Source organism: Microbacterium sp. dk485, assembly GCF_004570445.1.
GTDB classification, from domain to species: domain Bacteria; phylum Actinomycetota; class Actinomycetes; order Actinomycetales; family Microbacteriaceae; genus Microbacterium; species Microbacterium wangchenii.
This window is the reverse complement of sequence record NZ_SPQW01000001.1, coordinates 2,167,471-2,194,447: the sequence shown is the minus strand read 5'-3', so window position 1 is coordinate 2,194,447 and position 26,977 is coordinate 2,167,471. Positions and strand designations below refer to the sequence as shown.

The 26,977-nt window shown below is 71.4% G+C and carries 28 protein-coding genes; 13 read left to right on the top strand and 15 right to left on the bottom strand.

The features are described from left to right. Positions 1–22 precede the first annotated feature (22 nt). Together E4V99_RS10360 and E4V99_RS10355 are read right to left on the bottom strand one after the other, a co-directional pair. Positions 23–817, bottom strand: a complete 795-nt coding sequence (locus E4V99_RS10360) for a sulfite exporter TauE/SafE family protein (protein ID WP_135068593.1) — start codon at positions 815–817, stop codon at positions 23–25. After that, positions 814–1,665, bottom strand: a complete 852-nt coding sequence (locus E4V99_RS10355) for a DUF2510 domain-containing protein (RefSeq protein ID WP_135068595.1) — start codon at positions 1,663–1,665, stop codon at positions 814–816. The genes E4V99_RS10360 and E4V99_RS10355 overlap by 4 nt, the downstream gene beginning before the upstream one ends. Positions 1,666–1,776: 111 nt before the next feature. Here E4V99_RS10355 and E4V99_RS10350 point away from each other — a divergent pair, with 111 nt between their 5' ends. From E4V99_RS10350 to E4V99_RS10330, 5 genes are all read left to right on the top strand, one after another. Beyond that, positions 1,777–2,412 carry an NAD(P)-binding domain-containing protein gene (locus E4V99_RS10350; RefSeq protein WP_135068597.1) on the top strand — a complete coding sequence of 212 codons (636 nt, stop codon included), beginning with the start codon at positions 1,777–1,779 and terminating at the stop codon, positions 2,410–2,412. Between the two features lie 275 nt (positions 2,413–2,687). Next, positions 2,688–3,944 carry a SufS family cysteine desulfurase gene (locus E4V99_RS10345; protein WP_240742900.1) on the top strand — a complete coding sequence of 419 codons (1,257 nt, stop codon included), beginning with the start codon at positions 2,688–2,690 and terminating at the stop codon, positions 3,942–3,944. Continuing rightward, the gene (gene sufU / locus E4V99_RS10340; RefSeq protein ID WP_135068601.1) at positions 3,941–4,375 is read left to right on the top strand and encodes a Fe-S cluster assembly sulfur transfer protein SufU; all 435 of its coding nucleotides are present in this window, start codon (positions 3,941–3,943) and stop codon (positions 4,373–4,375) included. The genes E4V99_RS10345 and sufU overlap by 4 nt, the downstream gene beginning before the upstream one ends. Positions 4,376–4,547: 172 nt before the next feature. Then, positions 4,548–5,978 carry a cystathionine beta-synthase gene (locus E4V99_RS10335; protein ID WP_135071403.1) on the top strand — a complete coding sequence of 477 codons (1,431 nt, stop codon included), beginning with the start codon at positions 4,548–4,550 and terminating at the stop codon, positions 5,976–5,978. Continuing rightward, positions 5,975–7,150, top strand: coding sequence for a cystathionine gamma-synthase (locus E4V99_RS10330; protein WP_245233158.1), 1,176 nt, complete (start codon positions 5,975–5,977; stop codon positions 7,148–7,150). Before E4V99_RS10335 ends, E4V99_RS10330 begins: the two co-directional genes overlap by 4 nt. Positions 7,151–7,449: 299 nt before the next feature. Here E4V99_RS10330 and E4V99_RS10325 read toward each other — a convergent pair whose 3' ends face one another. From E4V99_RS10325 to E4V99_RS10315, 3 genes are all read right to left on the bottom strand, one after another. Then, a complete protein-coding gene (locus E4V99_RS10325; RefSeq protein ID WP_135117158.1) occupies positions 7,450–9,816 on the bottom strand; it encodes a phosphoketolase family protein in 2,367 nt (788 codons plus the stop codon). Between the two features lie 9 nt (positions 9,817–9,825). Beyond that, positions 9,826–10,716, bottom strand: coding sequence for an SDR family oxidoreductase (locus tag E4V99_RS10320; RefSeq protein WP_276321924.1), 891 nt, complete (start codon positions 10,714–10,716; stop codon positions 9,826–9,828). Between the two features lie 63 nt (positions 10,717–10,779). Further along, positions 10,780–11,358 carry a DNA starvation/stationary phase protection protein gene (locus tag E4V99_RS10315; protein WP_135068605.1) on the bottom strand — a complete coding sequence of 193 codons (579 nt, stop codon included), beginning with the start codon at positions 11,356–11,358 and terminating at the stop codon, positions 10,780–10,782. A gap of 177 nt (positions 11,359–11,535) precedes the next feature. Between E4V99_RS10315 and E4V99_RS10310 the strand changes: the two genes are divergently transcribed. Continuing rightward, positions 11,536–13,347 carry a glycoside hydrolase family 15 protein gene (locus E4V99_RS10310; RefSeq protein ID WP_135117157.1) on the top strand — a complete coding sequence of 604 codons (1,812 nt, stop codon included), beginning with the start codon at positions 11,536–11,538 and terminating at the stop codon, positions 13,345–13,347. An 8-nt stretch (positions 13,348–13,355) separates the two neighbouring features. On the opposite strand, the gene E4V99_RS10305 is transcribed toward E4V99_RS10310, so the two are convergent. The 3 genes from E4V99_RS10305 to E4V99_RS10295 all read right to left on the bottom strand — a co-directional run bounded on the left by E4V99_RS10305 (position 13,356) and on the right by E4V99_RS10295 (position 16,384). Next, positions 13,356–13,850, bottom strand: coding sequence for a GNAT family N-acetyltransferase (locus tag E4V99_RS10305; protein ID WP_135117156.1), 495 nt, complete (start codon positions 13,848–13,850; stop codon positions 13,356–13,358). Positions 13,851–14,037: 187 nt separating this feature from the next. Beyond that, positions 14,038–14,493 (bottom strand): SRPBCC family protein, encoded by a 456-nt coding sequence (locus E4V99_RS10300; protein WP_135068611.1) that lies wholly within the window; start codon positions 14,491–14,493, stop codon positions 14,038–14,040. A gap of 109 nt (positions 14,494–14,602) precedes the next feature. Beyond that, positions 14,603–16,384 carry a gamma-glutamyltransferase gene (locus E4V99_RS10295; protein WP_135117155.1) on the bottom strand — a complete coding sequence of 594 codons (1,782 nt, stop codon included), beginning with the start codon at positions 16,382–16,384 and terminating at the stop codon, positions 14,603–14,605. A gap of 70 nt (positions 16,385–16,454) precedes the next feature. Here E4V99_RS10295 and E4V99_RS10290 point away from each other — a divergent pair, with 70 nt between their 5' ends. From E4V99_RS10290 to E4V99_RS10280, 3 genes are read left to right on the top strand one after another with little or no spacing between them, the layout of a single operon-like run. After that, positions 16,455–17,384: a metal ABC transporter substrate-binding protein gene (locus tag E4V99_RS10290; protein WP_135117154.1), complete on the top strand. Its 930-nt coding sequence runs from the start codon at positions 16,455–16,457 to the stop codon at positions 17,382–17,384. Further along, the gene (locus E4V99_RS10285; protein WP_135117153.1) at positions 17,381–18,121 is read left to right on the top strand and encodes a metal ABC transporter ATP-binding protein; all 741 of its coding nucleotides are present in this window, start codon (positions 17,381–17,383) and stop codon (positions 18,119–18,121) included. The genes E4V99_RS10290 and E4V99_RS10285 overlap by 4 nt, the downstream gene beginning before the upstream one ends. Then, positions 18,118–18,987: a metal ABC transporter permease gene (locus E4V99_RS10280; RefSeq protein WP_135117152.1), complete on the top strand. Its 870-nt coding sequence runs from the start codon at positions 18,118–18,120 to the stop codon at positions 18,985–18,987. The genes E4V99_RS10285 and E4V99_RS10280 overlap by 4 nt, the downstream gene beginning before the upstream one ends. A gap of 12 nt (positions 18,988–18,999) precedes the next feature. Here the strand turns inward: E4V99_RS10280 and E4V99_RS18460 are convergent, their stop codons facing one another. The 3 genes from E4V99_RS18460 to E4V99_RS10270 all read right to left on the bottom strand — a co-directional run bounded on the left by E4V99_RS18460 (position 19,000) and on the right by E4V99_RS10270 (position 20,685). Then, the gene (locus tag E4V99_RS18460) at positions 19,000–19,137 is read right to left on the bottom strand and encodes a hypothetical protein (protein WP_167758115.1); all 138 of its coding nucleotides are present in this window, start codon (positions 19,135–19,137) and stop codon (positions 19,000–19,002) included. Between the two features lie 82 nt (positions 19,138–19,219). Then, entirely contained in the window at positions 19,220–20,206 is a 987-nt protein-coding gene (locus E4V99_RS10275) for a cation transporter (RefSeq protein WP_135117151.1), read from the bottom strand. After that, positions 20,203–20,685, bottom strand: coding sequence for a transporter substrate-binding domain-containing protein (locus E4V99_RS10270; protein ID WP_245233157.1), 483 nt, complete (start codon positions 20,683–20,685; stop codon positions 20,203–20,205). The genes E4V99_RS10275 and E4V99_RS10270 overlap by 4 nt, the downstream gene beginning before the upstream one ends. Positions 20,686–20,852: 167 nt before the next feature. On the opposite strand from E4V99_RS10270, the gene E4V99_RS10265 reads away from it, so the two are divergent. Next, positions 20,853–21,188 carry an ATP-dependent DNA ligase gene (locus E4V99_RS10265; protein WP_135068623.1) on the top strand — a complete coding sequence of 112 codons (336 nt, stop codon included), beginning with the start codon at positions 20,853–20,855 and terminating at the stop codon, positions 21,186–21,188. Further along, positions 21,175–21,396 carry a hypothetical protein gene (locus E4V99_RS10260; protein WP_135068625.1) on the top strand — a complete coding sequence of 74 codons (222 nt, stop codon included), beginning with the start codon at positions 21,175–21,177 and terminating at the stop codon, positions 21,394–21,396. Before E4V99_RS10265 ends, E4V99_RS10260 begins: the two co-directional genes overlap by 14 nt. Before the next feature lie 3 nt (positions 21,397–21,399). Here the strand turns inward: E4V99_RS10260 and E4V99_RS10255 are convergent, their stop codons facing one another. The 3 genes from E4V99_RS10255 to E4V99_RS10245 form a co-directional block, all read right to left on the bottom strand. After that, positions 21,400–21,756 (bottom strand): hypothetical protein, encoded by a 357-nt coding sequence (locus E4V99_RS10255; protein WP_135117150.1) that lies wholly within the window; start codon positions 21,754–21,756, stop codon positions 21,400–21,402. A gap of 99 nt (positions 21,757–21,855) precedes the next feature. Further along, entirely contained in the window at positions 21,856–23,475 is a 1,620-nt protein-coding gene (locus tag E4V99_RS10250; protein WP_135117149.1) for a molybdopterin-dependent oxidoreductase, read from the bottom strand. Between the two features lie 205 nt (positions 23,476–23,680). Then, complete coding sequence (locus E4V99_RS10245; protein ID WP_135068631.1) at positions 23,681–24,340, bottom strand: fasciclin domain-containing protein; 660 nt, start codon at positions 24,338–24,340, stop codon at positions 23,681–23,683. A gap of 198 nt (positions 24,341–24,538) precedes the next feature. Here E4V99_RS10245 and sigK point away from each other — a divergent pair, with 198 nt between their 5' ends. Both sigK and E4V99_RS10235 read left to right on the top strand, forming a co-directional pair. Next, entirely contained in the window at positions 24,539–25,141 is a 603-nt protein-coding gene (gene sigK / locus E4V99_RS10240; RefSeq protein ID WP_135117148.1) for an ECF RNA polymerase sigma factor SigK, read from the top strand. Then, positions 25,138–25,899 carry an anti-sigma factor gene (locus tag E4V99_RS10235; protein ID WP_135117147.1) on the top strand — a complete coding sequence of 254 codons (762 nt, stop codon included), beginning with the start codon at positions 25,138–25,140 and terminating at the stop codon, positions 25,897–25,899. The genes sigK and E4V99_RS10235 overlap by 4 nt, the downstream gene beginning before the upstream one ends. Before the next feature lie 154 nt (positions 25,900–26,053). Here the strand turns inward: E4V99_RS10235 and E4V99_RS10230 are convergent, their stop codons facing one another. Then, on the bottom strand, positions 26,054–26,911 hold the full coding sequence (locus E4V99_RS10230; protein WP_135117146.1) for an NAD(P)H-binding protein: 858 nt from the start codon (positions 26,909–26,911) through the stop codon (positions 26,054–26,056). Positions 26,912–26,977: the final 66 nt, after the last annotated feature.

Below are 26,977 nucleotides of genomic sequence, written 5' to 3'. Positions count from 1 at the left end.
AGGGCGTCGGGGGCGACCGCGGTCAGCGCTTGCGACCGCGAACCGCCTTGATCGCCATCTGCACGGCGATGAAGACCAGGAACGCTGCGAACAGGATGTTGCCGACGAACGGATCGACGATCGTCGCCAGCCACGCCCCCACGGCCGTCGTGGTGCACGCCGCGAGCCCCACCAGTCCCGCCGCGGCGAGGTCGACGTTGCGGCGGCGGAGGTTGCCGATCGTTCCCGAGATCGCGGTGGGGATCATCATCAGCAGCGACGTGCCCTTGGCCTCCAGGTCGCTCGTGCCGAACAGCAGCAGCAGCGCCGGCACGACGATGATGCCGCCCCCGACTCCCAGAAGCCCCGCGAGGACACCCGTGATGAGGCCGAGTGCGGCCAGACCCGCCCCCGTCAGCCATGTCAGCTCGAGCGTGGCCTCGCGCGAGGGGATGACGAAGAAGAGGCTCACGATGACGCCGACGAGGAAGGCAACGAAGGCCCACCGCAGCGCCGTCTGCGACATGCGGGGCAGGAGCCACGTGCCCACCTGCGCACCGATGACCGCGCCGGCGGCGAGGATGAGCGCCGGGATCCACGCGACCGAGCCGGAGACGGCATAGGAGATGACCCCCACCGCGGCGGTCGGGACGATCGCTGCGAGCGACGTGCCGGCGGCCCGGCGCTGGTCGAACCCGAGCAGCAGGACCAGCAGGGGGACGATGACCGTGCCGCCGCCCACACCGAACAGGCCGGAGAGGAGTCCTGCGAGCAGGCCGATGCCGACGCACGCGAAGACGAAGCGCGCACCCCGGCGCGGAGGCGCGGACGCGTTCATCCGGCGTACTCGAGGGCGTCGATGGCCCAGCGGTCGCCCTCCAGCACGAGTTCGTAGCGCAGCGTGTCCTGCACCGGCTCCGGCTGGTCCAGCGGCTCGCCGTTCTGGTCGTACAGCGAGTCGTACGTCTCGAGCGTGACCACCTCGATGCGGTCATCGCTGAGGACGGTGACCTCGGTGACCTCCAGGTCGTAATCGTCGGTGGACAGGCCGAACGATTCGGCGTCGGCGGCGAACGCCTCGCAATCGGCCACGCCGATGCTCTCGCGGTACGCCTCGGTGGTCGATCGCTCGTAGGCGTCGCAGTCCGCGTCGCCCCACGCCTCGTCGTAGAGTTCGACCGCTTCGACTGCCGCCGCCTCTTCCGGGCTGCCGGTGGTCGCCGCAGTCGTCGTGAACAACCCGACGATGATGGGGACCAGGATGAGGGCGAGCACGATGAGCAGCAGCACCACGCCGCCGAGCACCGTCCACAGGATCCAGAGCTTGGACTTGGGCTTGGACTGATCCGGCGCCGGGGGTCCGGGCTGCGGCGGCATGCCGACGGGGGCGCCGGGCTGCGGGGCTCCCGGGTACTGCGGCGGGTAGGCGGGGCCTGCCGGCGTCGCGGCATCCGATGCGGCGGGGCCGTCGATGACAGGCGCCGCGTGGGCATCCGACGTCACGGGAGCATCGGCGGACTCCGCGGGTCCGCTCGCCCCGGGGGTGGCCGCAGCGGGTGCCGCATCCGCCTCGGCCGCGGGCTCCGGAGCCGCCTGCGGCTGCACGTGCTCGGTCCACTGCGCACCGTCCCACCAGCGCAGGGCGCCATGGCCGTCGTCGTACCATCCGGGGGGTGTCGTGCTCATGAACCGTCTCGTTTCGGCGGGATGCGGAGTATTCCGTTCACCCTATCGCCGCGCCCGCACCGCGACCGTCGCCGCGGGAATGAGCCGGGACCACCCCGGGTTGGCACCGCTATGACTCGTGTGGGCATCATCGGAGCAGGCAACATCGGTTCGACCCTGGCGCGCGGGTTCGCCGCGCGGGGATACGACGTCGTGATCGCCAACTCGCGCACTCCCGACACCCTGTCGGATCTCGTCGCCGAGCTGGGCGATCGTGTCACCGCGGCGACTGCCGAAGAAGCGGCGGCGGCAGGTGATTTCGTCGCGGTCGCCGTGCCGATGGCCGCGTACGCGTCCCTCCCAGTGGCGCCCCTCGTCGGCAAGATCGTGCTGGATACGACCAACTACTACTGGGAGTTCGGCGGGCACATCCCCGCGCTCGACAGCGGCGACACGACCACATCCGGTCTGGTTCAGTCGCACTTGGCCGGCGCGAAGGTGGCCAAGGCGTTCAACCACATCCGCAGCGGAGACATCCTCACCCACGGCAGGCCGACCGGGACGCCCGGCCGCCGCGCGCTCGTGACCTCGAGCGACCACCCGGAGGCTGCCGAACTGGCCGCGCGCGTATACGACGAGTTCGGCTACGACACGGTGAACGTCGGACCTCTGAGCGAGAGCTGGCGCGTGGAACGCGATCAGCCGGCCGCCGCCTCGCCGCAGACGCGGTCTGAGATTCAGCAGAACCTCGCTCGCGCCACTCGATAGAAGCGCCACGCGAGGGAGGGGGAGGTTCGCGGCCCCCGGCGGCGGAAGCCACTGCCGACGGGGGCCGTCCTCCCCACGGGCCGAAGAGACGCGGTGACCCGAACACCGGTCTGCGGCTGATCCGCGGGGGTCGAACACCACGAACGTATCCCGGCGAGAGCGGTCGCCCCGGGCCGTTGACGCACGGCGGGCGAACCTGATACACGCCCGCGGCGGCGCCGGACGAGAGAGACTGGATGCAGGCCCATGCGGCCGATGACGGAGGAACCATGACGATGCCACGCTCGACGGCGATGCGCCAGGCGCGCGCCGACTTCCCGTTCGTCCAGCGGCGGCCGGGACAGGTGTACCTCGACTCCGCCGCGACGTCCCAGCCGCCGGCGGTGGTCCTCGATGCCCAGCGCACATTCACCGAGACCGCCTACGCCGCCGTCCACCGCGGCTCCAGCGCCGCCACCGGATCGGCGACCACCGCGTTCGAATCGGCACGTGCCCGCATCGCCCGCTTCGTCGGCGCCGGCGATGACGAGATCGTGTGGACCGAGAACGCCACCGACGCCATCAACCTGCTCGCGTGGTCGCTCACGGATGCCGCACACGAAGGCGGCGAGGGCGCCTGGGTGCTGCATCCGGGCGATGAGATCGTCATCACCGAGGCGGAGCACCACGCCAACCTCGTGCCGTGGCAGCGGCTGGCCGCGCGCACCGGCGCGATCCTGCGCGCCGTGCCGGTGGACGATGACGGGCTGTGGACGCTCGACGCCATGGCCGGCGTCGTGTCCGAGCGCACCCGGCTCATCGCCTTCGCCCACGTCTCCAACGTGACCGGATTCGTCGCACCGGTGGAGGACGTCGTCGCCCTCGCCGCCCGCCACGGCGCGCTGACCTTCCTCGACGCGTGCCAATCCGCCCCGCATCGTCCGCTCGACCTGCACGGCCTCGGCGTGGATTTCGCCGCCTTCTCCGCGCACAAGATGCTCGGGCCCACCGGCATCGGCGTCCTCTACGGCCGCACAGAGCTCCTCAACGCCCTGCCGCCCGGGCGCACGGGCGGCTCTGCGATCACGACCGTGACGCTCGAGTCCGCGGGCTTCCTCCCCGCACCGCACCGGTTCGAGCCGGGCACGCAGCCGGTCGTGCAGGCCGTCGGCTTCGCCGCCGCGGCGGACTATCTCGACGATCTGGGCTTGACCGCGGTCGCCGAGCGCGAGCACGAGCTCGCGCAGGCGCTCGTGGACACCGTCGTGCGCGTCCCCGGCGTGCGGATTCTCGGCCCCGCGCCCGGCGCCGAGCGCGCCGCCCTGGTGAGCTTCGTCGTCGACGGCGTGCACCCCCACGACGTCGGGCAGTTCCTCGACGACCGCGGCGTGACGGTGCGCACCGGCCACCACTGCGCCCAGCCGCTGCACCGCCGGCTCGGCGTGCCGGCCACGACCCGCGCCAGCGCCTACGTCTACACGACCGACGACGACATCGCCGCCCTCGGCGAAGCCCTCGCCGAGGTGCGCGGATTCTTCGGAGCCGACCGATGAGCGATCTGAACGACCTGTACCGCGAGGTCATCCTCGATCACAGCCGGCGTCCGATCGGCCGCGGCGACGTGTCGGGGTTCGCCACGACTCACCACGAACTGAACCCCACGTGCGGCGACGAGATCACCCTCGGCGTCGAGGTGGCCCCCGACGGCCGCATCAGCGCGCTGGCGTGGGACGGATCGGGATGCAGCATCTCCACGGCATCCGCGTCGGTCATGTCCGATCTCGTCCGCAACAGCACGCGCGAGCAGGCGGTGGAGCTGATCGCCGATTTCCGCGCCCTCATGCGCGGCGGCGGGGAGGTGGAACCGGCGGAGAGCCTCGGGGATGCGGCGGCGTTCGCAGGAGTGTCGCGCCTGGTGACGCGCGTGAAGTGCGCGATGCTCCCGTGGGTGGCGCTGGAGGCCTGCCTGCGCACGGCCCCGTAGCGGCGGCGGAGCGCCCGGGCCGGATGCCGGGACCGCAGGTTGCACGAAAGCCGGCCGCCGATATGCTGGTGCCGTGCAGACCTGTCGTTGTTGTCGCTGAGCGCGTTCGCGCCCCTTCGCCGACCTCTGCCCATCCCGCGTCCGAACGCGGCCCACTGAAGGAATGCACCCCGTGCGCTACGCCTCGAGCGTGACCGACCTCATCGGCGACACCCCCCTCGTCCGCCTCAACCGTGTGACCGACGGCATCGCCGCCACCGTGCTGGCGAAGATCGAGTTCGTCAATCCCGGCGGATCGTCCAAGGACCGGATCGCCGCGAACATCATCGACGCCGCCGAACGCAGCGGCGCGCTCGGCCCCGGCGGCACCATCGTCGAGCCCACCAGCGGCAACACGGGCGTGGGGCTGGCGCTGTACGCGCAGCAGCGCGGGTACCGCTGCGTGTTCGTCGTGCCCGACAAGGTCTCCGACGACAAACGCGCGGTCCTGCGCGCGTACGGCGCCGAGGTCGTCGTCGCGCCTACCGCGGTCGCGCCGGACGATCCGCGCTCCTACTACAGCGTCTCGCGGCGCATCGTCGAGGAGACCCCCGGCGCATTCATGCCCAACCAGTACGACAACCCCAACGGCCCCCGCAGCCACTACGAGAGCACGGGTCCGGAGATCTGGCGCGATACCGACGGGGCGCTCACCCACTTCGTCGCCGGCGTCGGCACGGGCGGCACGATCAGCGGCACCGGGCGGTACCTCAAGGAGGTCTCCGACGGTGCCGTGCGCATCGTCGGCGCGGATCCCGAGGGCTCGGTGTACTCCGGCGGCACGGGCCGCCCCTACTTCGTCGAGGGCGTCGGCGAGGACTTCTGGCCCGGCGCCTACGACCCGGCGGTGGTCGACGCGGTCGAGGCCGTCAGCGATGCCGAGTCGTTCGCGATGACTCGGCGCCTCGCGCGCGAGGAGGGGCTGCTCGTCGGCGGCTCCAGCGGCATGGCCGTGGTCGCGGCACTGCGGGTGGCGCGAGACCTCCCTGCCGAGGCCGTGGTCGTCGTGATCCTGCCCGACAGCGGGCGCGGATACCTCGCGAAGGTCTTCTCCGATCCCTGGATGCGGACGCACGGGTTCGCTGTGGATGCGCCGGCCTCCGGTCGCACGGTGTCGGATCTGCTCGCCGAGCGCGGCGAGCGCGCGCTCCCGGTGATCGCCGCATCCGCCACCGCCGGCGAAGCGCTGGCAGCGCTCGGCCGCGCGGGCGTGGACGTGGCCCCCGTGGCATCCGCCGCCGATCCCGTGCTCGGCGAGGTGTCGGGCGCCGTGCACGCGACGACGCTGCGCGCGGCCTCCCCCGGCACTCCGGTCGCCGATCTCGTCGCCGCTCCGCTCCCGCTCGTGGGCGTGGGGACACCCGCCGACGAAGCGATCGAGCTCGTCTCGACCGCCGGGGCCGTGCTCGTGGCCGCCACAGGTCGCCCCGTCGCCCTGCTCACGACCGCCGACCTTCCCGCCGCCGCGGTCTCCCCCGCATCCGTCATCCCCGCTTCCGCGCCCGCTTCCGCTTCCGCTTCCGCGCCCGCTTCCGCTTCCGCTTCCGAAGGAGCCTCCTCGTGATCGCCGATTCCGCCGCACATTCCTCCGACGGCCTCGCCTTCGACAGCCTCGCCGTGCACGCCGGGCAGTCGGCCGATCCGGGCACCGGCGCGGTCATCCCGCCCGTGCACTTCTCCACCACCTATGTGCAGGACGGCATCGGCAACCTGCGCGCCGGCTACGAGTACGGCCGCAGCGGGAACCCCACGCGCCACGCGCTCGAAGAGCAGCTGGCTGCGCTGGAGGGCGGGCGCCACGGAGTGTCGTTCGCGTCCGGGCTCGCCGCGGAGGACGCGCTGCTGCGCGCGGCCCTCCGGCCGGGTGACGAGGTGCTGCTCGGCAACGACGTCTACGGCGGCACGTACCGGCTCCTCTCCCGCATCCTCGGGCCGTGGGGAGTGTCGCTGCGGGTGGTCGACATGAGCGACCTGGAAGCCGTCGCCGCGGCGCTGGCCGTGGGCGCCCCGCAGATCCTGTGGGTGGAGACCCCGAGCAACCCCCTCCTGCGGGTGACCGACATCGCCGGGCTCGCACGCCTGGGCCACGACGCCGGCGCGCTCGTCGTGGTGGACAACACCTTCGCCTCCCCCGCGCTGCAGCGCCCGCTCGCGCACGGGGCCGATGTCGTCGTGCACTCCACGACGAAGTACCTCGGCGGCCACTCCGACGTCGTCGGCGGCGCCCTGGTGCTGAACGACGACGCCCTCGCCGAGCAGGTGCGCTTCCTGCAGTTCGCCGCCGGCGCCGTGTCCGGCCCCATGGACGCGTGGCTGACGTCACGCGGCATCAAGACCCTCGGGCTGCGGATGCAGCGGCACAGCGAGAACGGGCTCGCGCTCGCGCGCTTCCTGGACGAGGACGACCGGGTCGCCCGCGTGTACTACCCGGGGCTGCCGACGCACCCCGGTCACGACATCGCGGCCGCGCAGATGTCGGCGTTCGGCGGCATCGTCTCCGTCGAACTCGCCGACGCCGCATCCGCCCGCCGCTTCGCGGAGTCGCTACGCCTGTTCCAGCTCGCCGAGTCGCTCGGTGGCGTCGAATCGCTCGTGAACTACCCCGATGAGATGACGCACGCGTCGGTGCGCGGCACGGAGCTCGCGGTGCCCGCCGAGGTCGTGCGCCTCTCGGTCGGCATCGAGTCGCTCGACGACCTCCGCGCCGACCTCGACCAGGCGCTCTCGGCCGGCTGATTCGCTCTCACGGCCGCCTCCCTCCGTTCAGAATTCAGGAGACACGCCGCGCCGCGGCATCCCCAGCCCGGCGAAACCCCCGGATCTCCTGAGTTCTGCGCACCGCGGTGGGCTGGCGGCCGTCGCCCCGCAGCCGGAGCGGCACGCCCCCTCACCGGGATGCACCCTCATCGCGGCAACCGCAGCGACGCCGGGTGCGGCCCCCGGCCTGCGCAGAATTCAGGAGACACGCCGCGCCGCGGCATCCCCAGCCCGGCGAAACCCCCGGATCTCCTGAGTTTTGCGCACCGCGGTGGCGGTCAGGCGTGCGCCGCGCCCCACCGCCACCCCGCGATGGCGGGCTCGTCCTCGCCGTGCTCGCGCGTGTAGGCGCGGGCGCGGGCTCGGCGATCCAGCAGGTCCTGGCGCAACCCGGCATAGCGAGCCGCGCCCCCGGGCACGCGGTCGAGTGCGTCGATGGCGAGCTGGAAGCGGTCGAGATCGTTGAGCATCACCATGTCGAACGGAGTGGTGGTCGTCCCGCGCTCCTTGTACCCGCGCACGTGGAGATTGTCGTGCCCGTGCCGGCGATACGTGAGGCGGTGAACGAGCCACGGATAGCCGTGGAACGCGAAGATCGTCGGCACGTCGGGCGGGAAGTACCCGTCGAAGTCCGCGTCGCTCAGACCGTGCGGATGCTGATCCTCGGACTGCAGGCGCATGAGGTCGACGACGTTGACGACCCGGGTGGACAGATCCGGCGCGTGCTCGGCCAGGATCGCGGCGGCGGCGACGGTCTCGTGCGTGGGGACGTCGCCGGCCGCCGCGAGCACCACGTCGGGAGCGCGCCCCTCCTCCTCCGTGCCGGCCCACGGGAAGGTCCCCAGCCCGCGGCGGCAGTGCGCGATGGCTTCGTCCATCCCCAGCCACTGCGGCGAGGGCTGCTTGCCGGCGACCACGACGTTGATGTAGTCCACCGACCGCAGGCAGTGGTCGTACGTGCTCAGGAGCGTATTGGCGTCGAAGGGCAGGTACACCCGCACGATCTCGGCGCTCTTGTTCACCGCGACGTCCAGGAATCCCGGATCCTGATGCGTGAAGCCGTTGTGGTCCTGACGCCACACGTGGCTGGAGAGCAGGTAGTTGAAGCTCGCGATCGGCGCGCGCCACACGAGCGGCCGCGACGCCTCCAGCCACTTCGCGTGCTGGTTGAACATCGAATCGACGATGTGCACGAACGCCTCGTAGCTGTTGAACACGCCGTGCCGCCCGGTGAGGAGGTACCCCTCGAGCCACCCCTGGCACTGGTGCTCGCTGAGCACCTCCATCACCCGGCCCGCGCGCGCGAGGTGCTCGTCCAGGGGTGAGAACTCCGCGTTCCACTGCTTGTCGGTGGCGTCGTACACCGCCGGCGCCAGCCGGTTGGAGGCGGTCTCGTCGGGTCCGAAGATCCGGAAGGTGCGGGGATTGCGCCGGATGACGTCGGCGAAGAAGCGCCCGAGCACGGCCGTGGCCTGGGCGTCCTCGGCTCCCGGCGCACCGACCGGGACGGCGAAGTCGCGGAAGTCGGGCAGGTCGAGGTCGGCGCGGATGGTGCCGCCGTTGGCGTGCGGCGTCGCCGACATGCGCCGCTCGCCGTCGGGGGCGAGCGCGACGGTGTCGGGCAGCGGTGCACCGTCGTCGCCGAACAGCTCCTCCGGCCGGTACGAGCGGAGCCACTCCTCGAGCTGCCGGAGGTGCTCCTCGGTGTCGCGCGCGGAGGGGAGCGGCACCTGGTGCGCACGCCACGTGCCCTCCACGGGCAGTCCGTCGACCTCCTTCGGGCCGGTCCAGCCCTTCGGCGAGCGCAGGATGATCATCGGCCAGATCGCGCGCTCGGTGGAGCCGTCCTCACGCGCGGCCCGTTGGATGTCGCGGATGCGGTCCAGCGCGCCGTCCAGCGCCTCGGCGAACACTCGATGCACGTGGGCCGGCTCGTCGTCGGCATTGAAGGACACCAGGATCGGATCGTGGCCGTACCCCCGCAGGAGGCTCAGCAGCTCGTCATCGGGGATGCGGGCCAGCAGCGTCGGGTTGGCGATCTTCCAGCCGTTGAGGTGGAGGATCGGTAGCACGGCCCCGTCGGTGACGGGGTCGACGAACTTGTTGCCGTGCCATCCGGTCGCCAGCGGTCCCGTCTCCGCCTCGCCGTCCCCGACGACGCAGAAGACGGTCAGATCCGGGTTGTCGAACGCCGCACCGTACGCGTGGCTGAGCGAGTAGCCGAGCTCGCCGCCCTCGTGGATCGATCCCGGCGTCTCGGGCGCCGCGTGACTGGGGATGCCGCCGGGGAAGGAGAACTGGCGGAACAGCCGCCGCATCCCGTCCCCGTCGCGCGTGATCCGCGGGTAGATCTCGGTGTACGTGCCGTCCAGCCACCCGCACGCCACGACGCCCGGCCCCCCGTGACCGGGACCGGCGATGTACAGCGCGTCGAGGTCGCGCTCGCGGATGGCGCGGTTGGCGTGCGCGTAGACGAGGGTGAGCCCTGGGACGGTGCCGAAGTGGCCGAGCAGCCGCGGCTTCACGTGCTCCCGCGTCAACGGCTCGCGCAGGAGCGGATTGTCGAGGAGGTAGATCTGCCCGACGCTGAGGTAGTTGGCCGCCCGCCACCACGCATGCAGGCGCTGCAGGGTCTCGTCGTCCATGGGGGGAACCTAGTGCATGGGCGAGCCGCCGGTCACGGCGATCGTCTCGCCGATGACGTAGCTGGCCTCCTGCGACGCGAGGAACACGAAGGCGGGCGCGAGCTCCACCGGCTGGGCGGCGCGGCCGATGGGGGTCTGCGCGCCGAACTGCTCGATCTTCTCGTTCGGCACGAAGGCGGGCTGCAACGGCGTCCACACCGGCCCCGGCGCCACGCCGTTGACCCGGATGCCGCGTTCGATGAGCTGCTGCGACAGCGCCCGGGTCCAGTTGGCGATGCCGGCCTTGGATACCGCGTATTCGGCGAGCGAGGGCGAGGGCTGGAACCCCTGGATGCTGGAGGTGGTGATGATGGCCGCCCCCGGCTGCAGGTGCGGCGACGCCGCCTTCGTCAGCCAGAAAAGCGGGTAGATGTTCGCCTTCACGACGTGGTCGAGGGTCTTCGTCTCGAAGTCGTCGATGCTGTCGACCGTGGGCATCGTGCCGGCGTTGATGACGAGGATGTCGATCCCGCCCAAGCCCGCCACGGCCTTCTCCACGACGTCGATGTTGGTCTGCTCGACCTGCAGGTCGCCGGGGAGGAGGACGGCGGTGCGCCCCTCCTTCTCCACGAGTGCGGCAACTTCCTCGGCCTGCGCCTGCTCCTCCGGGAGGTAGCTCAGCGCCACGTCGGCGCCTTCACGGGCGTAGGCGATCGCGATCGCGCGCCCGATGCCGGAGTCTGCACCGGTGATGAGGGCCTTGCGCCCCGGCAGCCGACCGAGCCCGATATAGGTGGTCTCGCCGTGGTCGGGGGCCGGATCCATCTGGTGGATGTCGCCCGGTCCCGACTGCTGCTGCGGCGGGAAGGGCGGGCGCGGGTACTGCGTGGTGGGGTCCTGTGCGGTGTACATGTCGGCCATGCCCGCCACGGTAGGAGCCCCGGCTGACCCGCCCACCGGGGTTGCGGCGGGCGGGCCCGGCGGCTATGCGCTGCGCGTGGAGGGGGTGCGGTTCTCGGCGCTGACCATCCAGGAGAGCTGCTCGAGCCGCTCCAGGACGGCGTGCAGGATGTCGGCGCTGGTGGGGTCCTCCTCGTCCACCTCGTCGTGCACCTCGCGGCACATGGAGGTGACGGCATCCAGGCGCTCGGTGATGAGGTCGATGACCTCGGCGGTGTCGATCTCGCCCTGCGGGAACTCCGGAAGGCTGGTCGTCTCGGCGACGGTGTCGCTGCGGCCGTCGGGCAGCGCGTGGAGGGAGCGCATGCGCTCGGCGACGGTGTCGCTGAATTCACGCGCGGATTCGATCACCTCGTCCAGCTGCAGGTGGGTGTCGCGGAAGTTCCTGCCCACGACGTTCCAGTGGGCCTGCTTGCCCTGGATCGACAGCTCGATGAGGTCGACGAGCACCTTCTGGAGGTTCTCGCTCAGCTCCGCGGATGCGGTGAAGCCGCTCTCGGCGTTCTCCTCCTTCGTCAGACCCGCCCCCGCTCCGCCGCGTGCGGGCCGGCGGCGGTTGCGCGTGGGGGCGCTCTTGGCGTCCTTCGCCTTCGTGGTGGCCATGGCTGTTCTCCTTGCACTCGGAAACGGGACGCCTGCGACGCTAGCGCGGCTCCCCTCGAGCGGGCCGGGGCTTGTCGCTGCCGCACCCCGTTGCTATGCGCGCCCCGAGCGATAGTCGACGTGCTGCCGCGGCGCAACCCCGCCCGGCGCGGCGTCCGAGCTTTCTAGCGTGGCGGCATGGCTTCCGCCGATGCGCCCCGTCACACCGACCTGCGTGAGTACGCGCCCATCGGTGACGGGCGGACGATCGCGCTGGTGGGGCGGCGAGGACAGATCGATTGGCTCCCCCTCCCGCACCTGGACTCGCTGCCCGTCTTCGCCGGGCTTCTCGACACCGAAACCGGCGGGCGGATCGAGCTCGAACCCGACGAGGAGTACACCGTGCGGCGGAGGTATCTCCCCCGCACCAACGTGCTCGAGACCACGTTCCGCACCGCGTCGGGATCAGCGAGGGTGACGGATGCGATGGTCACAGGGGTCGCCGGACGCCTGCCCTGGGCCGAGCTGGCCCGGCGGATCGAGGGGGTCGAGGGCAGCGTCCGGTTCCGGTGGCGCGTGCAGCCGGGGACGCGGCTGCAGACGGCCGCACCGTGGACCGAGGAGCGCGGGGGCGTGTCCATCCTGCGCGTGGGCGACATCTCCCTGGCCGTGGTCGGCGACGGTCACGGCACCGCCCACGCCCAGCCGGACGGCGATGACGGTCCGGCCGTGCACGGGTCGTTCGCGACACGCTCGGGATCCTCCTCGGTGCTGATCCTGGTCGCCACCGACGGCGAGCCTCTGCACCTGCCCGACCCGGGCAACGTGCAGCGCGGCATCGACCGCACCGTGGCGGGATGGCGCGCGTGGTCACGGGAGTTCTCCTACGACGGGCCGTGGCAGCGGGCGGTGCAGCGCAGCGCCCTGGCGCTGAAGCTTCTGGTCTACGCCCCCACCGGGGCCATCGCGGCGGCGGCCACCACATCGCTGCCGGAGAGCCCGCGCGGCGGCAAGAACTGGGACTACCGCTTCGCGTGGGTGCGCGACCTCGCGTACACGACGCATGCGCTGGTGCGCTTCGGCCTGCGCGAGGAGACCCACGCGGCGATCTCGTGGCTGCTGCAGACGATCCGGCGCAACGGCCCCGAACTGCATGTGTTCTATTCGCTGCGCGGGGAGGTGACGGACGGCGTGCACGAGTACGACGTCGGCGGATGGCAGGGCCTCGGGCCCGTCGTCACCGGCAACCCCGCGCACGGCCAGCTGCAGCTGGGAGTGTACGGCGACCTCTTCGCGATCTGCCGCACCTACGTCCACAGCGGCAACATCCTGGACGTGGCCACCGGCCGCTCGCTGGCGGCGATGGCCGACCGCACGTGCGACCTGTGGCGCCAGCCGGATTCGGGGATGTGGGAGCTCCCCGAACTCCGCCACTACACGTCGTCGAAGATGGGCTGCTGGCAGGCGCTCAACGACGCCGTCTTCCTCGCCGAGCGCGATGCGATCCCGGGCAACCCTGAGCGATGGCGTTCGGAGCGCGACCGGATCGCGGACTGGGTGGCGCGGCACGGATGGTCGGAGGAGGCCGGCAGCTACGTCATGCACCCGGGCACGACCGACCTCGACACCTCCGTGCTGCTGCACGCCGAGAGCGGGTTCGACCGCGGCGAGCGGATGGCGGCCACGATCGACGCGATCACGCGCGACCTCGGCGCCGGGCCCCTCCTGTACCGGTACACCGGGATGGATCAGGAGGAGCACACCTTCGTCGCGGCGGCCTTCTGGCGCGTCTCGGCGCTGGCGTGCATCGGCCGACACCGGGAGGCGGTCGAGGCGATGGACGACCTGGTGTCACGGGCCAACGACGTGGGGATCTTCGCGGAGATGATCGCCGAGGACGACGGCGCATTCTGGGGCAACGTGCCCCAGGCCCTGAGCCACCTCGGCGTGGTCAGCGCCGCGCTCACGATCCGCGATCTCGTCCCCGCCGAGCTGCTCGACGGCCGGTGAGGAGCCGGTCAGGACCGCAGGTTCTTGCGGAGGAAGATCTGGTCCTCCCCCGTCTCGCCGCCGGCGCGCTCGGATTCGCGATACCCCTCCCGCGTGTACAGCCGGAGGTTGGCTTCACTCAGCCGCCCCGTGAACAGCTCCGCCTCGCGGGCTCCGGCCTCCCGGCCGCGCTCCTCCACGGCGTGCAGGATGAGCGAGCCCAGCCCTGCCCCCTGCATGTCGGGCGCGACGGCGATCCGGCCGATCAGCAGCAGATCCCCGTCGCGCTGCGCCCGCGCGGCGGCGACGATCCGTGACCCCGCGACGGCGACGCATCCGAGGTTCTCCACGAGCTCGGCCTGAAGTTCTTCGAGCGTCTGCGTGAGAGGCGGCATGTCCGCGTCGCCGTAGATGAGCGCCTCGGAGACGAACGCCGCCCGCTGTAGCGTCAGCACCTCGCCGGCGTCGGCCGGCGCGATGGGGCGGACCCGAGCCTGCGGCTCAGAGGACCGCGACGATGCCACGTGCGCTCAGCTCTGCCATCAGTTCCTCTTCGAAGATGTCGGCCTCGTCGCGAAGGTCGGCGTCGGCGGCGGTGCTCCCCTCGTTCATGGTGTCCTCCTGTGTGGAAATGTCTTCCTTCCAGTGAACACGCGACAGCGCCCCGGCCGGAGAGCGTTGACAACCGGGGCGCTGCTCGTTAGCGAGGGGTCAGCGAGGCACGTCCTCGCGCCACTGACCGGTCTCCGCGCCGCGGCTCTCGATGAACTCCTTGAAGTTCTTGAGGTCCTTCTTGACGGCGTGCTGGCCGACCCCGACGAGCGAGCCGACCTTCTCCAGCAGCCCCTCGGGCTCCCAGTCGATCTGCACGGTGACGCGCGTGGAGGTGTCGGAGAGCTTGTGGAAGGTCACGACGCCCGCGTGCTCGGTCTCCCCGCCGACGCTGCGCCACGCGACGCGCTCGTCGGGGTGCTGCTCGGTGACCTCCGCGTCGAACTCGCGCTCGGCGCCGCCGACCTTCACCTTCCAGTGGAGGTGGGTGTCGTCGCGCTGCTGGATCGACTCGACCTCATCCAGGAAGGAGGGGAAGGTCTCGAACTGCGTCCACTGGTTGTATGCCGTGCTCACGGGCACGTCGACGTCGATGGTCTCGATGATCTGAACCATGTCACTCCTCGTGTGGTTTGGTGCGACCAGCCCACCCCACGCGACCCGGGAAAGGGGAGGGATTGACAAGAGGCTGATGCGCGCTCGGCCCGGCCGCGACGGACGCGACTCAGCGCCCGGCGGCGTAACCGGACGCGCCGCGGGGATTCGCCGCGGCGGAGAGGATCCCGCCGGCGTCGCGGCCGACGGAGGACAGACGCCCCAGCGACCAGCCGTCGACGACCGTGACGGCGTGCCCGCGGGCGCGCAGGTCGTCCACGACGTCGGCGCCGAGGCGGGCTTCGACCACGACGCCGCACGGTTCCCATGCCCGCGGCCAGAACGAGCTCGGCAGGTGGGTCGTGTGGAAGGTCGGAGCGTCGATTGCGGCCTGCGCGGAGAATCCGCCGAGGATGCGGCGCAGCAGGTAGGGCACCTGCCACTGGTCCTGCTGGTCGCCGCCGGGGGTGCCGAGTGCCTCGATCACCTCGCCGTCGCGCTGCAGCAGGGTGGGCGACAGGGTCGTGCGGGGGCGGGCGCCGGGCCGCAGCGCCGCGGGTGCCGCCTCGTCCAGCCACGTCATCTGCAGCCGCGTGCCGGCGGCCAGCCCCAGCCCGGGCACCGCCGGGGAGGACTGCAGCCACCCGCCCGAGGGGGTGAGGCTCGCGATGTTGCCCGCCGCATCCACCACGTCCAGGTGGCACGTGTCGCCGCGGGTCTCGCCGTCGCTGCGCACGGTGGGCTCACCGACGCTGCCGCCCGCGCCACCGGCATCGGACACCAGCGGGGGCAGGAACGGCTCGCGTCCGGGCACGGCACCCGGTCGCCAGTCGGGGCTGGCCGCATCCGTGATCAGCGCGGCACGCTCGCGCGCGTACGCGTCGCTGAGCAGCACCTCCAGCACCTCGCGCGCGTCCTCTCCGTAGTACGCGTCGCGGTCGGCGAAGGCCAGCTTGAGGGCCTCGATGATGACATGTGCACCGCGCGCGCTGGCCGGGTCGAGCTCGTCGTCGGGGAAGGCCGACAGGATGGCGAGGGCCTGCAGCAGCACGGGCCCCGAGCCCCAGGCCGGGGCCTTGACGACGTCGATGCCGCGGAACCGGTAGGTCACCGGCTCCTCCCACGCGGCGTCGTATCCGCGCAGGTCCTCCGGCGCGAGCACTCCCGCGTACGCGCCGCCGTCGGAGTGGCGGTGGGGCCGGGCCAGGAACGCCGTGAGCTCGCGCGCGACGGATCCCTCCCGCCATTCCCGCAGCACCGCGTCGATGCGCTCGGTGCGCGATGACCCGGCTGCCGCGGCCAGCCGCCGCAGCGTGTGTGCCCACTCGGGATTGCAGAAGGTCTCCCCCGCCTCGGGGACCCGCCCGTCCGGCATCCACAGCGCCGCCGAGGTCGGCCAGTGCGCACGGAAGAGCTCGGCCACGGCGCCGACGGTCCGCGCCCAGGCCGGGGCGACGGGCACGCCGCGATCGGCGTACCCGATCGCGTAGGCGGCGACGTCGGCGAACTCCCACGTGCCGTGCTCGCGCAGGAGCAGCAGGAGCGCGGGGAAGGCGCCCGGGATCGCGGCGGCCAGGCCCCCCGCCCCCGGGACGGCCTCCAGTCCCAGCGACCGGTAGTGCGCGATGGTCGCCGCGGCCGGGGCGGCACCCTGGCCGGACAGCACGCGGGGCGCCCGCCCGCCGGGTGCGACCAGGCCCACGAGATCGCCGGCCGGGCCGTTCAAGTGGGGTTCGGCGACGTGCAGCACGAGGCATCCGGCCACCGCCGCGTCGAACGCGTTGCCGCCGCGCTCGAGCACGCTCTGCGCAGCGCCCGTCGCGAGCCAGTGGGTGGAAGCGGTCATCCCGAAGGATCCGGTCAGGGTCGGGCGCGTCGTGAAGGCCGGCGGAGTCCAGGGGGAGGGCGACATCGTCCCATTCTGACCTCTCCCCCGCGCCTGCGTCTTGCTTCACCACGGCGCGACGCAGTAGTTTTTCGGCATGCCGAAAAATCTCCGCCGAACGGTGACACTCGTGTCGATGGCGGCCCTCATGGCAGGGCTTCTCACCGGATGCGTCACCGCTTCGGCGACCCCCGGCGCGGACGATCGCCCCCGCGTGCTGACGACCTTCACCGTCCTGGCGGACATGGCGCGCAACGTCGCGGGCGATCACCTCGAGGTCGAGTCGATCACGAAGGTGGGCGCTGAGATCCACGGGTACGAGCCCACCCCCGGCGACGTCGCCAAGGCCGCCGAGGCCGACCTCATCCTGGACAACGGGCTGAATCTGGAGGCGTGGTTCGCGCAGTTCGTAGAGTCCGCCGATGTGCCCCACGTCGTGGTGTCGGAGGGGGTCGACATGATCGACATCACCGGCGACGCGTACGACGGCCGTCCGAACCCGCACGCGTGGATGAGCCCGGTCAACGCCCAGCGATACGTCGCGAACATGGTCGACGCCTTCAGCGAGCTCGCGCCCGAGCACGCCGACGACTTCGCCGCGAACGGCGAGGCGTACACGGCTGAGCTGCAGCAGATCCACGAGGAGCTGGTGAGCGAACTGGGGGCGCTGCCGGAGAACCAGCGCGCCCTCGTCACGTGCGAGGGCGCCTTCTCCTACCTCGCGCGCGACGCCGGTCTCACCGAGGCGTACATCTGGCCCGTCAACGCCGAGCAGCAGGCCACGCCGCAGCAGATCGCCGCGACGATCGAATTCGTCGCCGACAACGAGGTGCCCGCCGTCTTCTGCGAATCCACGGTGTCGGACAAGCCCATGCAGCAGGTCGTGGATGCCACGGGCGCCGAGTTCGGCGGCGTGCTCTATGTCGACTCCCTCTCCGAGGCGGAGGGCCCGGTGCCCACGTACCTCGACCTGCTCCGTCATGACACCGAGACGATCCTGGCCGCGCTGACCGGCGGCGCGCGGTGACACCCGCGATCACCGTCGAGGGGGTGACGGTCAGCTACGGCGATGTCGTCGCGCTCCGAGACGTGTCCCTCGAACTGGCGGCCGGAAGGGTGACGGGCCTGATCGGCATGAACGGATCGGGCAAGTCCACGCTGCTGAAGACCATCCTCGGGCTCATCCGTCCCGACTCCGGCACGGCGCAGGTGTCGGGCATGGCACCGGCGGTGGCGCGGCGGAAGGGCCTGATCGCGTCGGTGCCGCAGAGCGAAGACGTCGACTGGGCCTTTCCCGTCTCGGTGCGCGACGTCGTGCTCATGGGGCGATACGGGCGGCTCGGCCCGACCCGGCGCCCGCGAGCGGCCGACGACGCCGCCGTCGACGGGGCCCTCGCCCGCGTGGACCTGACCGACCTGGCCGACCGGCAGATCGGCCGCCTCTCCGGGGGGCAGCGCAAACGCGCGTTCGTCGCACGGGGCATCGCCCAGGATGCGGCGGTGCTGCTGCTGGACGAACCGTTCGCGGGGGTCGACAAGACCTCCGAGGCCACCATCGTCCGTCTCCTGCGGGAGCTCGCCGCGGACGGCCGCACGGTCCTGGTCTCCACCCACGACCTCGCGGCCCTGCCGTCCCTCGCCGACGACGCCGTCGTGCTGCTCCAGCGCGTCGTGTTCCGCGGGTCCGTCGCCGACGCCCTGCAGCCCGACACCCTCGCGCGCGCCTTCGGCCTGGACGCCCCTCTCGAGGGAGGAACACGATGAACCTCCTCGACGTGCTTGTGGAGCCCCTGCAGTACGAGTTCATGACGCGCGCGATCCTCACCACGGTGATCGCCGCGGTCGTGTGCGCCATGCTGTCGTGCTGGCTGGTGCTCATCGGCTGGTCGCTCATGGGCGATGCGGTGTCGCACGCCGTACTGCCCGGGGTCGTGCTCGCCTACGTCGTCGGCGCGCCGTTCGCACTGGGCGCGGTCGTCTTCGGCCTGCTCGCGGTCGCCCTGATCGGCGTCATCCGCGACACCAGTCGTGTGAAGGAGGATGCGGCGATCGGGATCGTCTTCACGACGCTGTTCGCGCTGGGCCTCGTGCTGATCTCGGTCACCCCGAGCCAGACCGACCTCAACCACATCATCTTCGGCAACATCCTGGGGGTGTCCACGGCCGATCTCGTCCAGATCGCGGTGCTCGCGCTGGTCGCCTTCGCCGTGCTCGTGGTCAAGCGGCGGGATCTGACCCTGTACGCCTTCGATCCCGCCCACGCGTTCGCCATCGGGCTGTCGCCCCGCCTGCTGGGGGCGCTCCTGCTCGGCGTCCTGGCACTGACCGCCGTCGTGGCCCTGCAGGTGGTCGGCGTGATCCTGGTGGTGGCGATGCTGATCATCCCCGGTGCGACGGCGTATCTGCTCACCGACCGGTTCGGCCGCATGCTCGTCATCGCACCGGTGACCTCGGCGCTGTCGTCGGTGCTCGGCATCTACCTGAGCTACTGGCTGGATGCCTCGTCGGCCGGGCTCGTCGTCCTGGTGCAGGGCGCGGTGTTCACTGCGGTGTATCTCTTCAGCCCCCGCCAGGGCGTGCTGGGGCGGCGCCGACGCGGAGCGGCTCAGCCCGCCGTGACGGCGGGCTGAGCCGGGCGCGGATCACGCGTCTTCGTCGTCTTCGCCTACGTCGCTGGTGATGGTGTGTTCGCGTTTGACGTCTTCGACGATGTCGGTCTTCAGATCGTCCGCGGGGTTCTCGTCTCCCGGTGACAGGGGCGGCACGGGGGTGCTCATCATGTCGAGACTCCTTTCAAGGACCACCAGCGTAGGCACCGGCACACGGGAGCGGCAGGAGGGTTGCGTCGGTCGCCCAGGGCGATTACGTCTCCGGGTCCGTCGAGCGCGCCATGGCGTGAGCGGGAAATTCGGCCACCGGTACGACGACGACGTCGTGGAGCTTCCAGTCCAGCCGCCGGCATCCCTCCTGGGCATCGGCGAGCTTGCGCAGCGACGGCGTGCGACCCCGCACCGGCAGCACGAACGCCTCCACGTGGAAGAACTGCCCCTGGTCGCGCGTGCGCGTGCGCACCTCTGCGACCCAGGGAAGCGATGACAGGTAGTCGTGCACCGCGTCGGCGTCGGGATGATGGTGCGCGTCGTCGAAGGTCGTCGCCGTGGTGTCCATCAGGTCGGTGATCGCCGCGCGGGTGTTCTTCACACCGTCCCACAGGATGCTGCCGGCGATGAAGGTCGCTGCCGCCGCATCCATCCACCACAGTCCCAGGCCGATGCCACCGACCCCCACGATCGTCCCGACCGCGGTCATCCAGTCGGCCTTGTTCATGTCGGCGTCGGCGTACAGCACTTTGTTGTGCAGTTCGCGCGCGAGCTTCATCTTGACGCGGCCGAAGTAGATCGGCAGCGGAATGGTGAGGACCATCACGGCCATCATGATCCAGCCCAGCCAGACGGTCTGCCCGAAGAGCTCGACCGATCCGATCGGCGGGCGCTCGGCCCGGACCAGCGCCGTCACCGATTCGACGATGAGAATGGCACCCATCGTGAACAGGGCGACGCCGGCGACCAGGTGGGCCACCCCCACGGAGCGGAAGAACCCATACGGGTACTTGCGGGTCGCCGGCATCGCGATGACGCGCACCGCGACGAGGAATGCGATCGGGGGGGCGAGGGAGAGGAGATCTTCGATCCACGCCGCCCGCATCGCCTGGGAGTTGCCGACGGTGAGCCCGACGGCGGTGATGGCGGCAGCGAGGAACGCGATCGTCGCCCACTCGATGCGGACGGCGCGCGCGAGGGCCCGCGCCTGCTGCTCGGGCAGCGTGTCGGCCAGCGTGCGACGGCTCACCGGTCCGCGCCGTTCTCGCGGAGGTGGTCCTCGACGGTGACCAGGAATCGGTTCTCGCCGGGGCGGGTGAGCATCACGTGCTTCTCGGTGACACCACGGTCATTGCGGACCTCGCGGTACACCGCGGTGACGGCGGCCTGGTCCGTCCACGGGGTGTCGTCGGTGAATCCGCCGACGGCCATGTCCAGTTCACCCTCGTGCAGAGCGTCGGCCAGCACCGCCTCGCTTCCCTCCACCCACTCCACGCGGGCGTCCAGGGCGCGAGCGAGGCTCTCCACGAGAGCGACCTCCGCACCCGTCGGCTCCCCCGAGGAGGTGTCGGTCCATGGCGGGTTGTGCGTGATCCCCGCCCGCAGCTCACCCCCGCGGACGCGGTCAGAGGTTCCCGCGGCGTCGGCGGGGATGCTCGTGCAGGCGGTCAGCAGGAGGATCCCGGCCAGTGCCATCACCGTAGCCGGACGCCCGCGGCGCGCGAGCACCGCTGACCTCTTGGATGGGGACGGAAGACGCGGACGCATGTCGCTCCTTTTCGCGAAGCCGGATTCCGGCGTAGCCTGACACAAACAGCGCGGGCGGGTGTGACCCTGGCGGTCTGCTCCACACACCGTCAGGTTCCGCTTCGGGGGCGGCATGAAGCGGAGGACCCGTGGGCAAGTTCCTGTTCGAAGGTCAGTTGAAGGCCGACTTCGATGACCGCCTGCTCGCGCATCTGCAGGTCGTCATCGGCGCCAAGCTGCGGCGCGGGGAGTCGTTCCACTTCACGTGGAAGGACGATCCGAGCATCGGCGACGGGAGGACGTCGATCTGGGTGCATCCGCACAGCGTCATCACCTACAAGTTCTACGGCGGCCGGCTGCCGGCCCTCAACCGCGCGTGGGTGGACGCGCTCATGTTCACCGCCAACTCGCCGCGTGGGCTGTACGTCGTGCCGGAACCGCCGGCGAACACAGGAGGGGAGCAAGCGACCGATGAAGCGTATTGACATCGCGTACGGCGGCCAGGCTTACTCGGTCGGCAACATCGACATCGCTCAGCTGCGCGAGCAGATTCTGAGCGCCACGAAGGACGGGGAGCCGATGTGGCTCGAAGTCAACGTCGGCGAGGGACAACCGCGGCCGACGTTCCTGCTGATCACCCGCGGAGTGGACATCGCGCTCACGCCCGTGCCGGGTGACGACGCGCATCCCTAGGCCTCAGATGCCCTCGTAGTCCGACCACTCTCCTGCCGCCAGGTCACCCTGCTCATGCGTGACGGCGCCGGCGTCCGGCGTTCCGTAGCGGCGAAGGTTGCGGGTCTTCTCGCGCAGCTGCTCGACGAGGTCCTCGTCGACGACCTCCTCGTACGGCACATCCGCGGAGCTGCTGATCAGCTGGCTGGCCGGGCCCACCAGGATCTCCGAGCGTCCGGGCTCTCCGTCGTCGTCGACGGTCGGGACGTCCACCGTCGCGGCGGTGCCCACCTGGGCCAGCGCCTGCGCGCACTCGAGGAGGGCACGTGCGATGTCGGTCCCGGTGAGGATGGAATCTCCGGCGTAGTGAATCCTGTCCATGCTCCACTTCTATCCGGCAGACGGAGTTTTCCGTTGACCCTTTTGATCTGCGCCGGAATGGGCTACAGCATTCCGGCGGCCCACGCCGGCGCCGCCGGCCTACGTGACCCGGATGAGGGTGCGGTGCCATCCGGTCGAGCCGTCCGGGGCCACCGGCGTCCGCTCCCCGATCTGGACGTCGCCGTTGCGGTCGACGGCACGCACGACGATGTTGTGCGCACCGGGAGCGGCATCCCATTCCAGGAACCACTGCACCCACGTGTCGTCGCTGACGGGGGTGGACAGGGTTGCCTGCTGCCAGCGGCTGTCATCGATACTCACCTCGACGCGCTCGATGCCGACCGTCTGCGCCCACGCGACGCCCGCCAGAGGGATGCGCCCGGCCGGGACGGGCTGCCCGGTGCGGGGGGTGTCCAGTCGCGAGGAGAACCTGATGGGCGCTTTCGCGCTGTAGCCGCGGGGTGTCCAGTACGCCTCATCCGCCGCGAAGGTGGTCACCTTCAGCCCGCTCAGCCATTTCGTCGCCGACACGTAGCCGTACAGCCCCGGTACGACCATGCGCACGGGGAACCCATGCTCCAGCGGCAGCGGTTCACCGTTCATCCCCACGGCCAGGATCGCGTCGAGGTCGTCGTCCAGCAGCGAGCCCAGCGGTGTGCTGGCGGTGAAGCCGTCGACGCTGCGCGAGAGCACCATGTCGGCGCCCGGGGTCGGTGCCGCCATCCTCAGCACGTCGCGGACGGGTACGCCCAGCCACTTCGCGTTGCCCACGAGAGGCCCGCCGACCTCGTTGGACACGCACGTCAGCGTGATGGCGTACTCGTCGAGCCCCATTCCGACGAGATCGTCGAAGGTGAGTTCAACCCTCTGCTGCACCATCCCGTCGATCACCAGCCGCCAGGCGGCCGGATCCACGGACGGCACCGTCAGCGCGGTGTCGACGCGGTAGAAGTCGGCGTTCGGCGTGAACAGGGGCGAGATCCCCGGGATATCGAGCTCGGCACCGGCGGGAATCGCCACGGAGGATTTCGCCGCGGGCAGGCGCAGGGCTTTGCGGACGGCGGCCAGCGACGACGAGGAGGCAGTGATCAGCGCGCGTGCCCCGACACCGATGAGGAGCGCGGATGCTCCGGCGATCGCGGTGACGCCGAAGAACGCGCGCCGGTCGACGGATCCCGGTCCGGCAGCGCCCTTCGCATGGACGGTGGGTCGCTCGGCGGGCTCCCCCTCGTGCGCGTGCGGCACGGGCTGCTCGAGCGGCCCCTCATCGCCGGGCGCGGCGGCCCAGGCGCGTAACCGGGCGATCAGCCACCACAGCACGAGGCCGCCGGCGACCGTGCCCCCCGCAGCGGGAAGCGCGGCGGCGGGACCGGCCCCGGCCCGCGTGAGGGAGGCGGCCAGCGAGAGGCCACCGGCGATCACGACCACCGCGATGCCCAGCGGCGGCCGGACGAACTGCAGCACGCCGGCCACGGACGCGGCGACCAGAACGGCGACGGCGAGACCGAGCAGCAGCGCGATCTTGTCGTACTCCCCGAAGGTCGTGATCGCGAGTTCCTTCAGCGGCTGCGGAACCGCATCGATCACGACCGACCCCAGGGCCAGCAGCGGGCTGGCCTCCGGCGATGCGACGAGCGCGACCAGCTCTGCCGCGGCGAGGAAGACCCCCGCGCCCACCACTCCCCCGAGGGCGGCCCAGCCCCAGAATCTGCGCCGCATCCTCGTCACCTTCCCCCACAGCCGATCCCCCCGTCGCGCGCCTGCGCGGCATCCCGTCGTGTGCATTCTCCCTGCCTCCGGCCGTTTCGCACCGGGAGGAGCCCCGGCGACGCACCGCCTGCGCGGATGCGCGGTCGCCGACGCTCCCCCTCGCACGCGTCGGCGACCGCTCTATCCCCCGGGCCCCCGCCCACCGGGAGCTTTCTCACATCATCGGCGGCATCAGCACCGTGTCGATGAGGTAGACGGTCGCGTTGGCGGTCTGGACGCCACCGCAGATCACGGCGGACTCGCCGTTGACCATGATCTCGTCACCGCTGCCGGTGACTTCGAGCTCGGCGCCGTTGACGGTGGCCAGAGTCCCCTCGACCTCGTCGGGGGCCAGCGCACCCGGAACGACGTGGTACGTCAGGATCGAGGTGAGCAGGTCGCTGTCGGTCTTGAGCGTCTCCAGGGTGGCCGCGTCGATCTTGGCGAACGCGTCGTCCACCGGCGCGAACACCGTGAACTCGTCCCCGTTCAGCGTGTCGACCAGATCGACGCCCGGGTTCAGCTGGCCCGACACCGCCGCCGTCAGCGTCGTCAGCAGGGGATTGTTCGAGGCCGCGGTCGCGACCGGATCCTGAGACATCCCCTCGACCGACCCGGCACCATCGGGCACCGTCTCGGCGTACTCCGCGCAGCCGGCTCCGACCAGGCCGGCGGCCGGATCCATCTCTTCCGTCTCCATGGTCTCCTCGGACGAGGGCGCAGAGGAGGACTCCTCCGACATGTCTCCACCCGATGACGGCGAGCAGGCGCTCAGGGCGATGACGGCCGCCACGGCCATCGGCATGCCGAGCAGGTACAGCTTCTTGCGGGACATCGTCTTCTCCTGATCTGGCGACGCCGGGGCGCCGTCGTGTCGGTGCTGCTGCAGCCGCTCAAGCGGGCTACACGGACTCTTCGGAACACGTCGCGGATCGGATGGGACGAAGTCGGCCCGGTTCGAATCGGACGGAGTCGGCGCGGCTCGGATCACCCGGTTCCGCGCGGGGGCGGACCGTCGCGTGTGTCCTGCGGCATGCTGGATGCTGTGGTGATCGACGGCGTGGAGGTGCCTGAGGACGGCGGCGATGCCGTCGACCACGTCGGCGCCCTCCTCGTGCGGATCGCCGGTGGGGATCAGGGCGCCTTCGCGCGCCTCTACGACATGCTCTCGCCCCGCGCCTTCGGCCTCATCCTGCGAGTCCTCGTCGACCGTGCGCAGAGCGAGGAGGTGCTGCAGGAGGTGTTCCTGGAGATCTGGCAATCCGCCGCCCGCTTCGCTCCGGATAAAGGTCAGGGGAGATCGTGGATTCTCACAATCACGCATCGCCGGGCGGTGGACCGCGTGCGGGCGGCGCAGGCCAGCACCGACCGCGACGTGCGTGCGGGCTTCCGCGACCTGGGGGTCGCCCATGACGGGGTGGCGGAGGAAGTCGAGCTGCGAGCCGACGCGGAACGGGTCGCCAAGGCCCTGGCGACCCTCCCCGAGCCGCAGCGTGAGGCGCTCACACTGGCGTATTACGGCGGTTACAGTCAGAGCGAGATCGCGGCGCTCGTCGGGTCTCCCCTGGGCACGGTCAAGACGAGGATGCGGGACGGCCTGTCCCGCCTTCGAGCGACGATGGGGGTGACGACGTGAACGAGCAGGACTTCGCCGAGCTCGCCGCCGGCGCCGCACTCCACGCCCTGTCGCACGACGACCAGGTCGCCTTCGACACCGCCCGCCGGCAGCATCCGGAATGGGAGCATCACGTGACGGCGAACGTCGCCACCGCCGCCGTGCTCGCCGACGGCGTCGCCGACGTCGCCCCACCCGCCGGCATCCGCAGCGCGCTGCTGGCCCGGATCGCCGTCGCCCCGCAGGATCCCGCCCCCGCGGCGCCGGAGGCCGAGCCGGACGTCCCCGGCGCGCCGGGCGCGCCGGCGCGGCGACCCCGTGCGTGGCGCGCGCGCTCCTGGTTCGCCCTGGCCGCGTCCCTCGCGCTGCTGGTGGGCATCGGCTGGGGTGCGGCGTTCGTGAACCAGCAGCTCAACCGCCCCGCGCCGGTTGCGGCCCTCGAGGAGATCCGGCAGGCCCCGGATGCCCGAACGGAGTCGGCCGCGGTCGCCGGCGGAGGCGAGGCGACGGCGTACTGGTCGCCGACGGTCGGCAAGGCCGTCCTGGTCCTGGAGGATTTCCCTCCCCTCGGCGAGGACGAGAGCTACCAGATGTGGCTCATCCGCGACGGCGCCGCCGTCTCCGCCGGCCTCGTGCCCGCCGATGACGGCAGCGGGCCCGCGCTCCTGGCCGACACGCCCGAGCCGGGGGACGTGCTGGCGGTCACGCGGGAGCCCGAGGGCGGTTCGCCCACCGGCCAGCCCACGTCCGATCCGCTCGTCGCGATCGAGACGCCCTGACGCCCTCGGTTCAGCCCGCCGCGGCGCCGACCCCGCCCCCTCTACCGTGCAGAATTCAGGAGACACGCCGCGCCGGGGTGCTCCGGCGGCGGCGATACGCCCGGATCTCCTGAATTCTGCGCACTCGGTCCAGCCCGATCCTGGCCCCACCCGGTCAGGCGAGCATGGCGTCGAGGGTCGACGCCAGCTCCGTGGAGACGTGGACCGCGCGATCGCCGCGAGGCGCGAGCAGTCCGCGGTCGTCGGCGCGGTACAGCTCTGCCAGGCTCTCGGCGATGTGCGGACGGAAACCCGCCTCGATCAACGCGGCCGGCCACGCCTCCTCCGGGACGGTGGCGACGTGGAGCTCGCGACCCAGCGCCGCGCCGAGGAGGTCGGCCACCGTCCGCTCGGAGTACTCCGGACCCAGCACGTCCACCACCTCGCTGCGGACCGGCGGGTTCTGGAGGACGTCGGCGACGACCGCGCCGATGTCACGCGTGGCCGCCATCGGGCGGGCGGTATCGGCGGAGGAGGCGAAGACCGGATAGACGCCGGCCTCCCGGGCCACATCGATCACGTCGCCGACCTTCTCCTGGAAGTGCCCCGAACGCAGGGCGGTCACGGTGGCCCCCGTCTCCGCGAGCGCGCGCTCCATCCGATGCAGCCCGCGGATGGGCCCCGTGCCCTCGGGAAGATCCGCGCCGCCGGAGGAGAGCATCACCACGTGCGGCACGCGCTGGTCGGCGACGGCCCCTGCGACCGAGGCGATCAGTTCGTCGGCGTGTGCGTCGAGGTCATCCGCGCTCAGGTCGAAGGGGAGCAGGACGAACAGACCGGAGCATCCCCGCAGTGCCGTCCCCAGCGCGGCTCGGTCCGCGAGCGCCGCCACGGCGGCTTCGGCTCCACGCGCGGCCCATCGCTCGGCGTCCGCCTGTCGCCGCACCACGACGCGGACGTCGGCGTGCGCGTCCATCAGTTCCTGTGCGGCGGCCGACCCGACGCGTCCGGTTGCTCCTGCGATGACGTACATGGTGGATCCTTTCCGTAGGGGTGAACGCGTCCGAAATTACGGGGATGCGCCAGGATGCTCCATGCC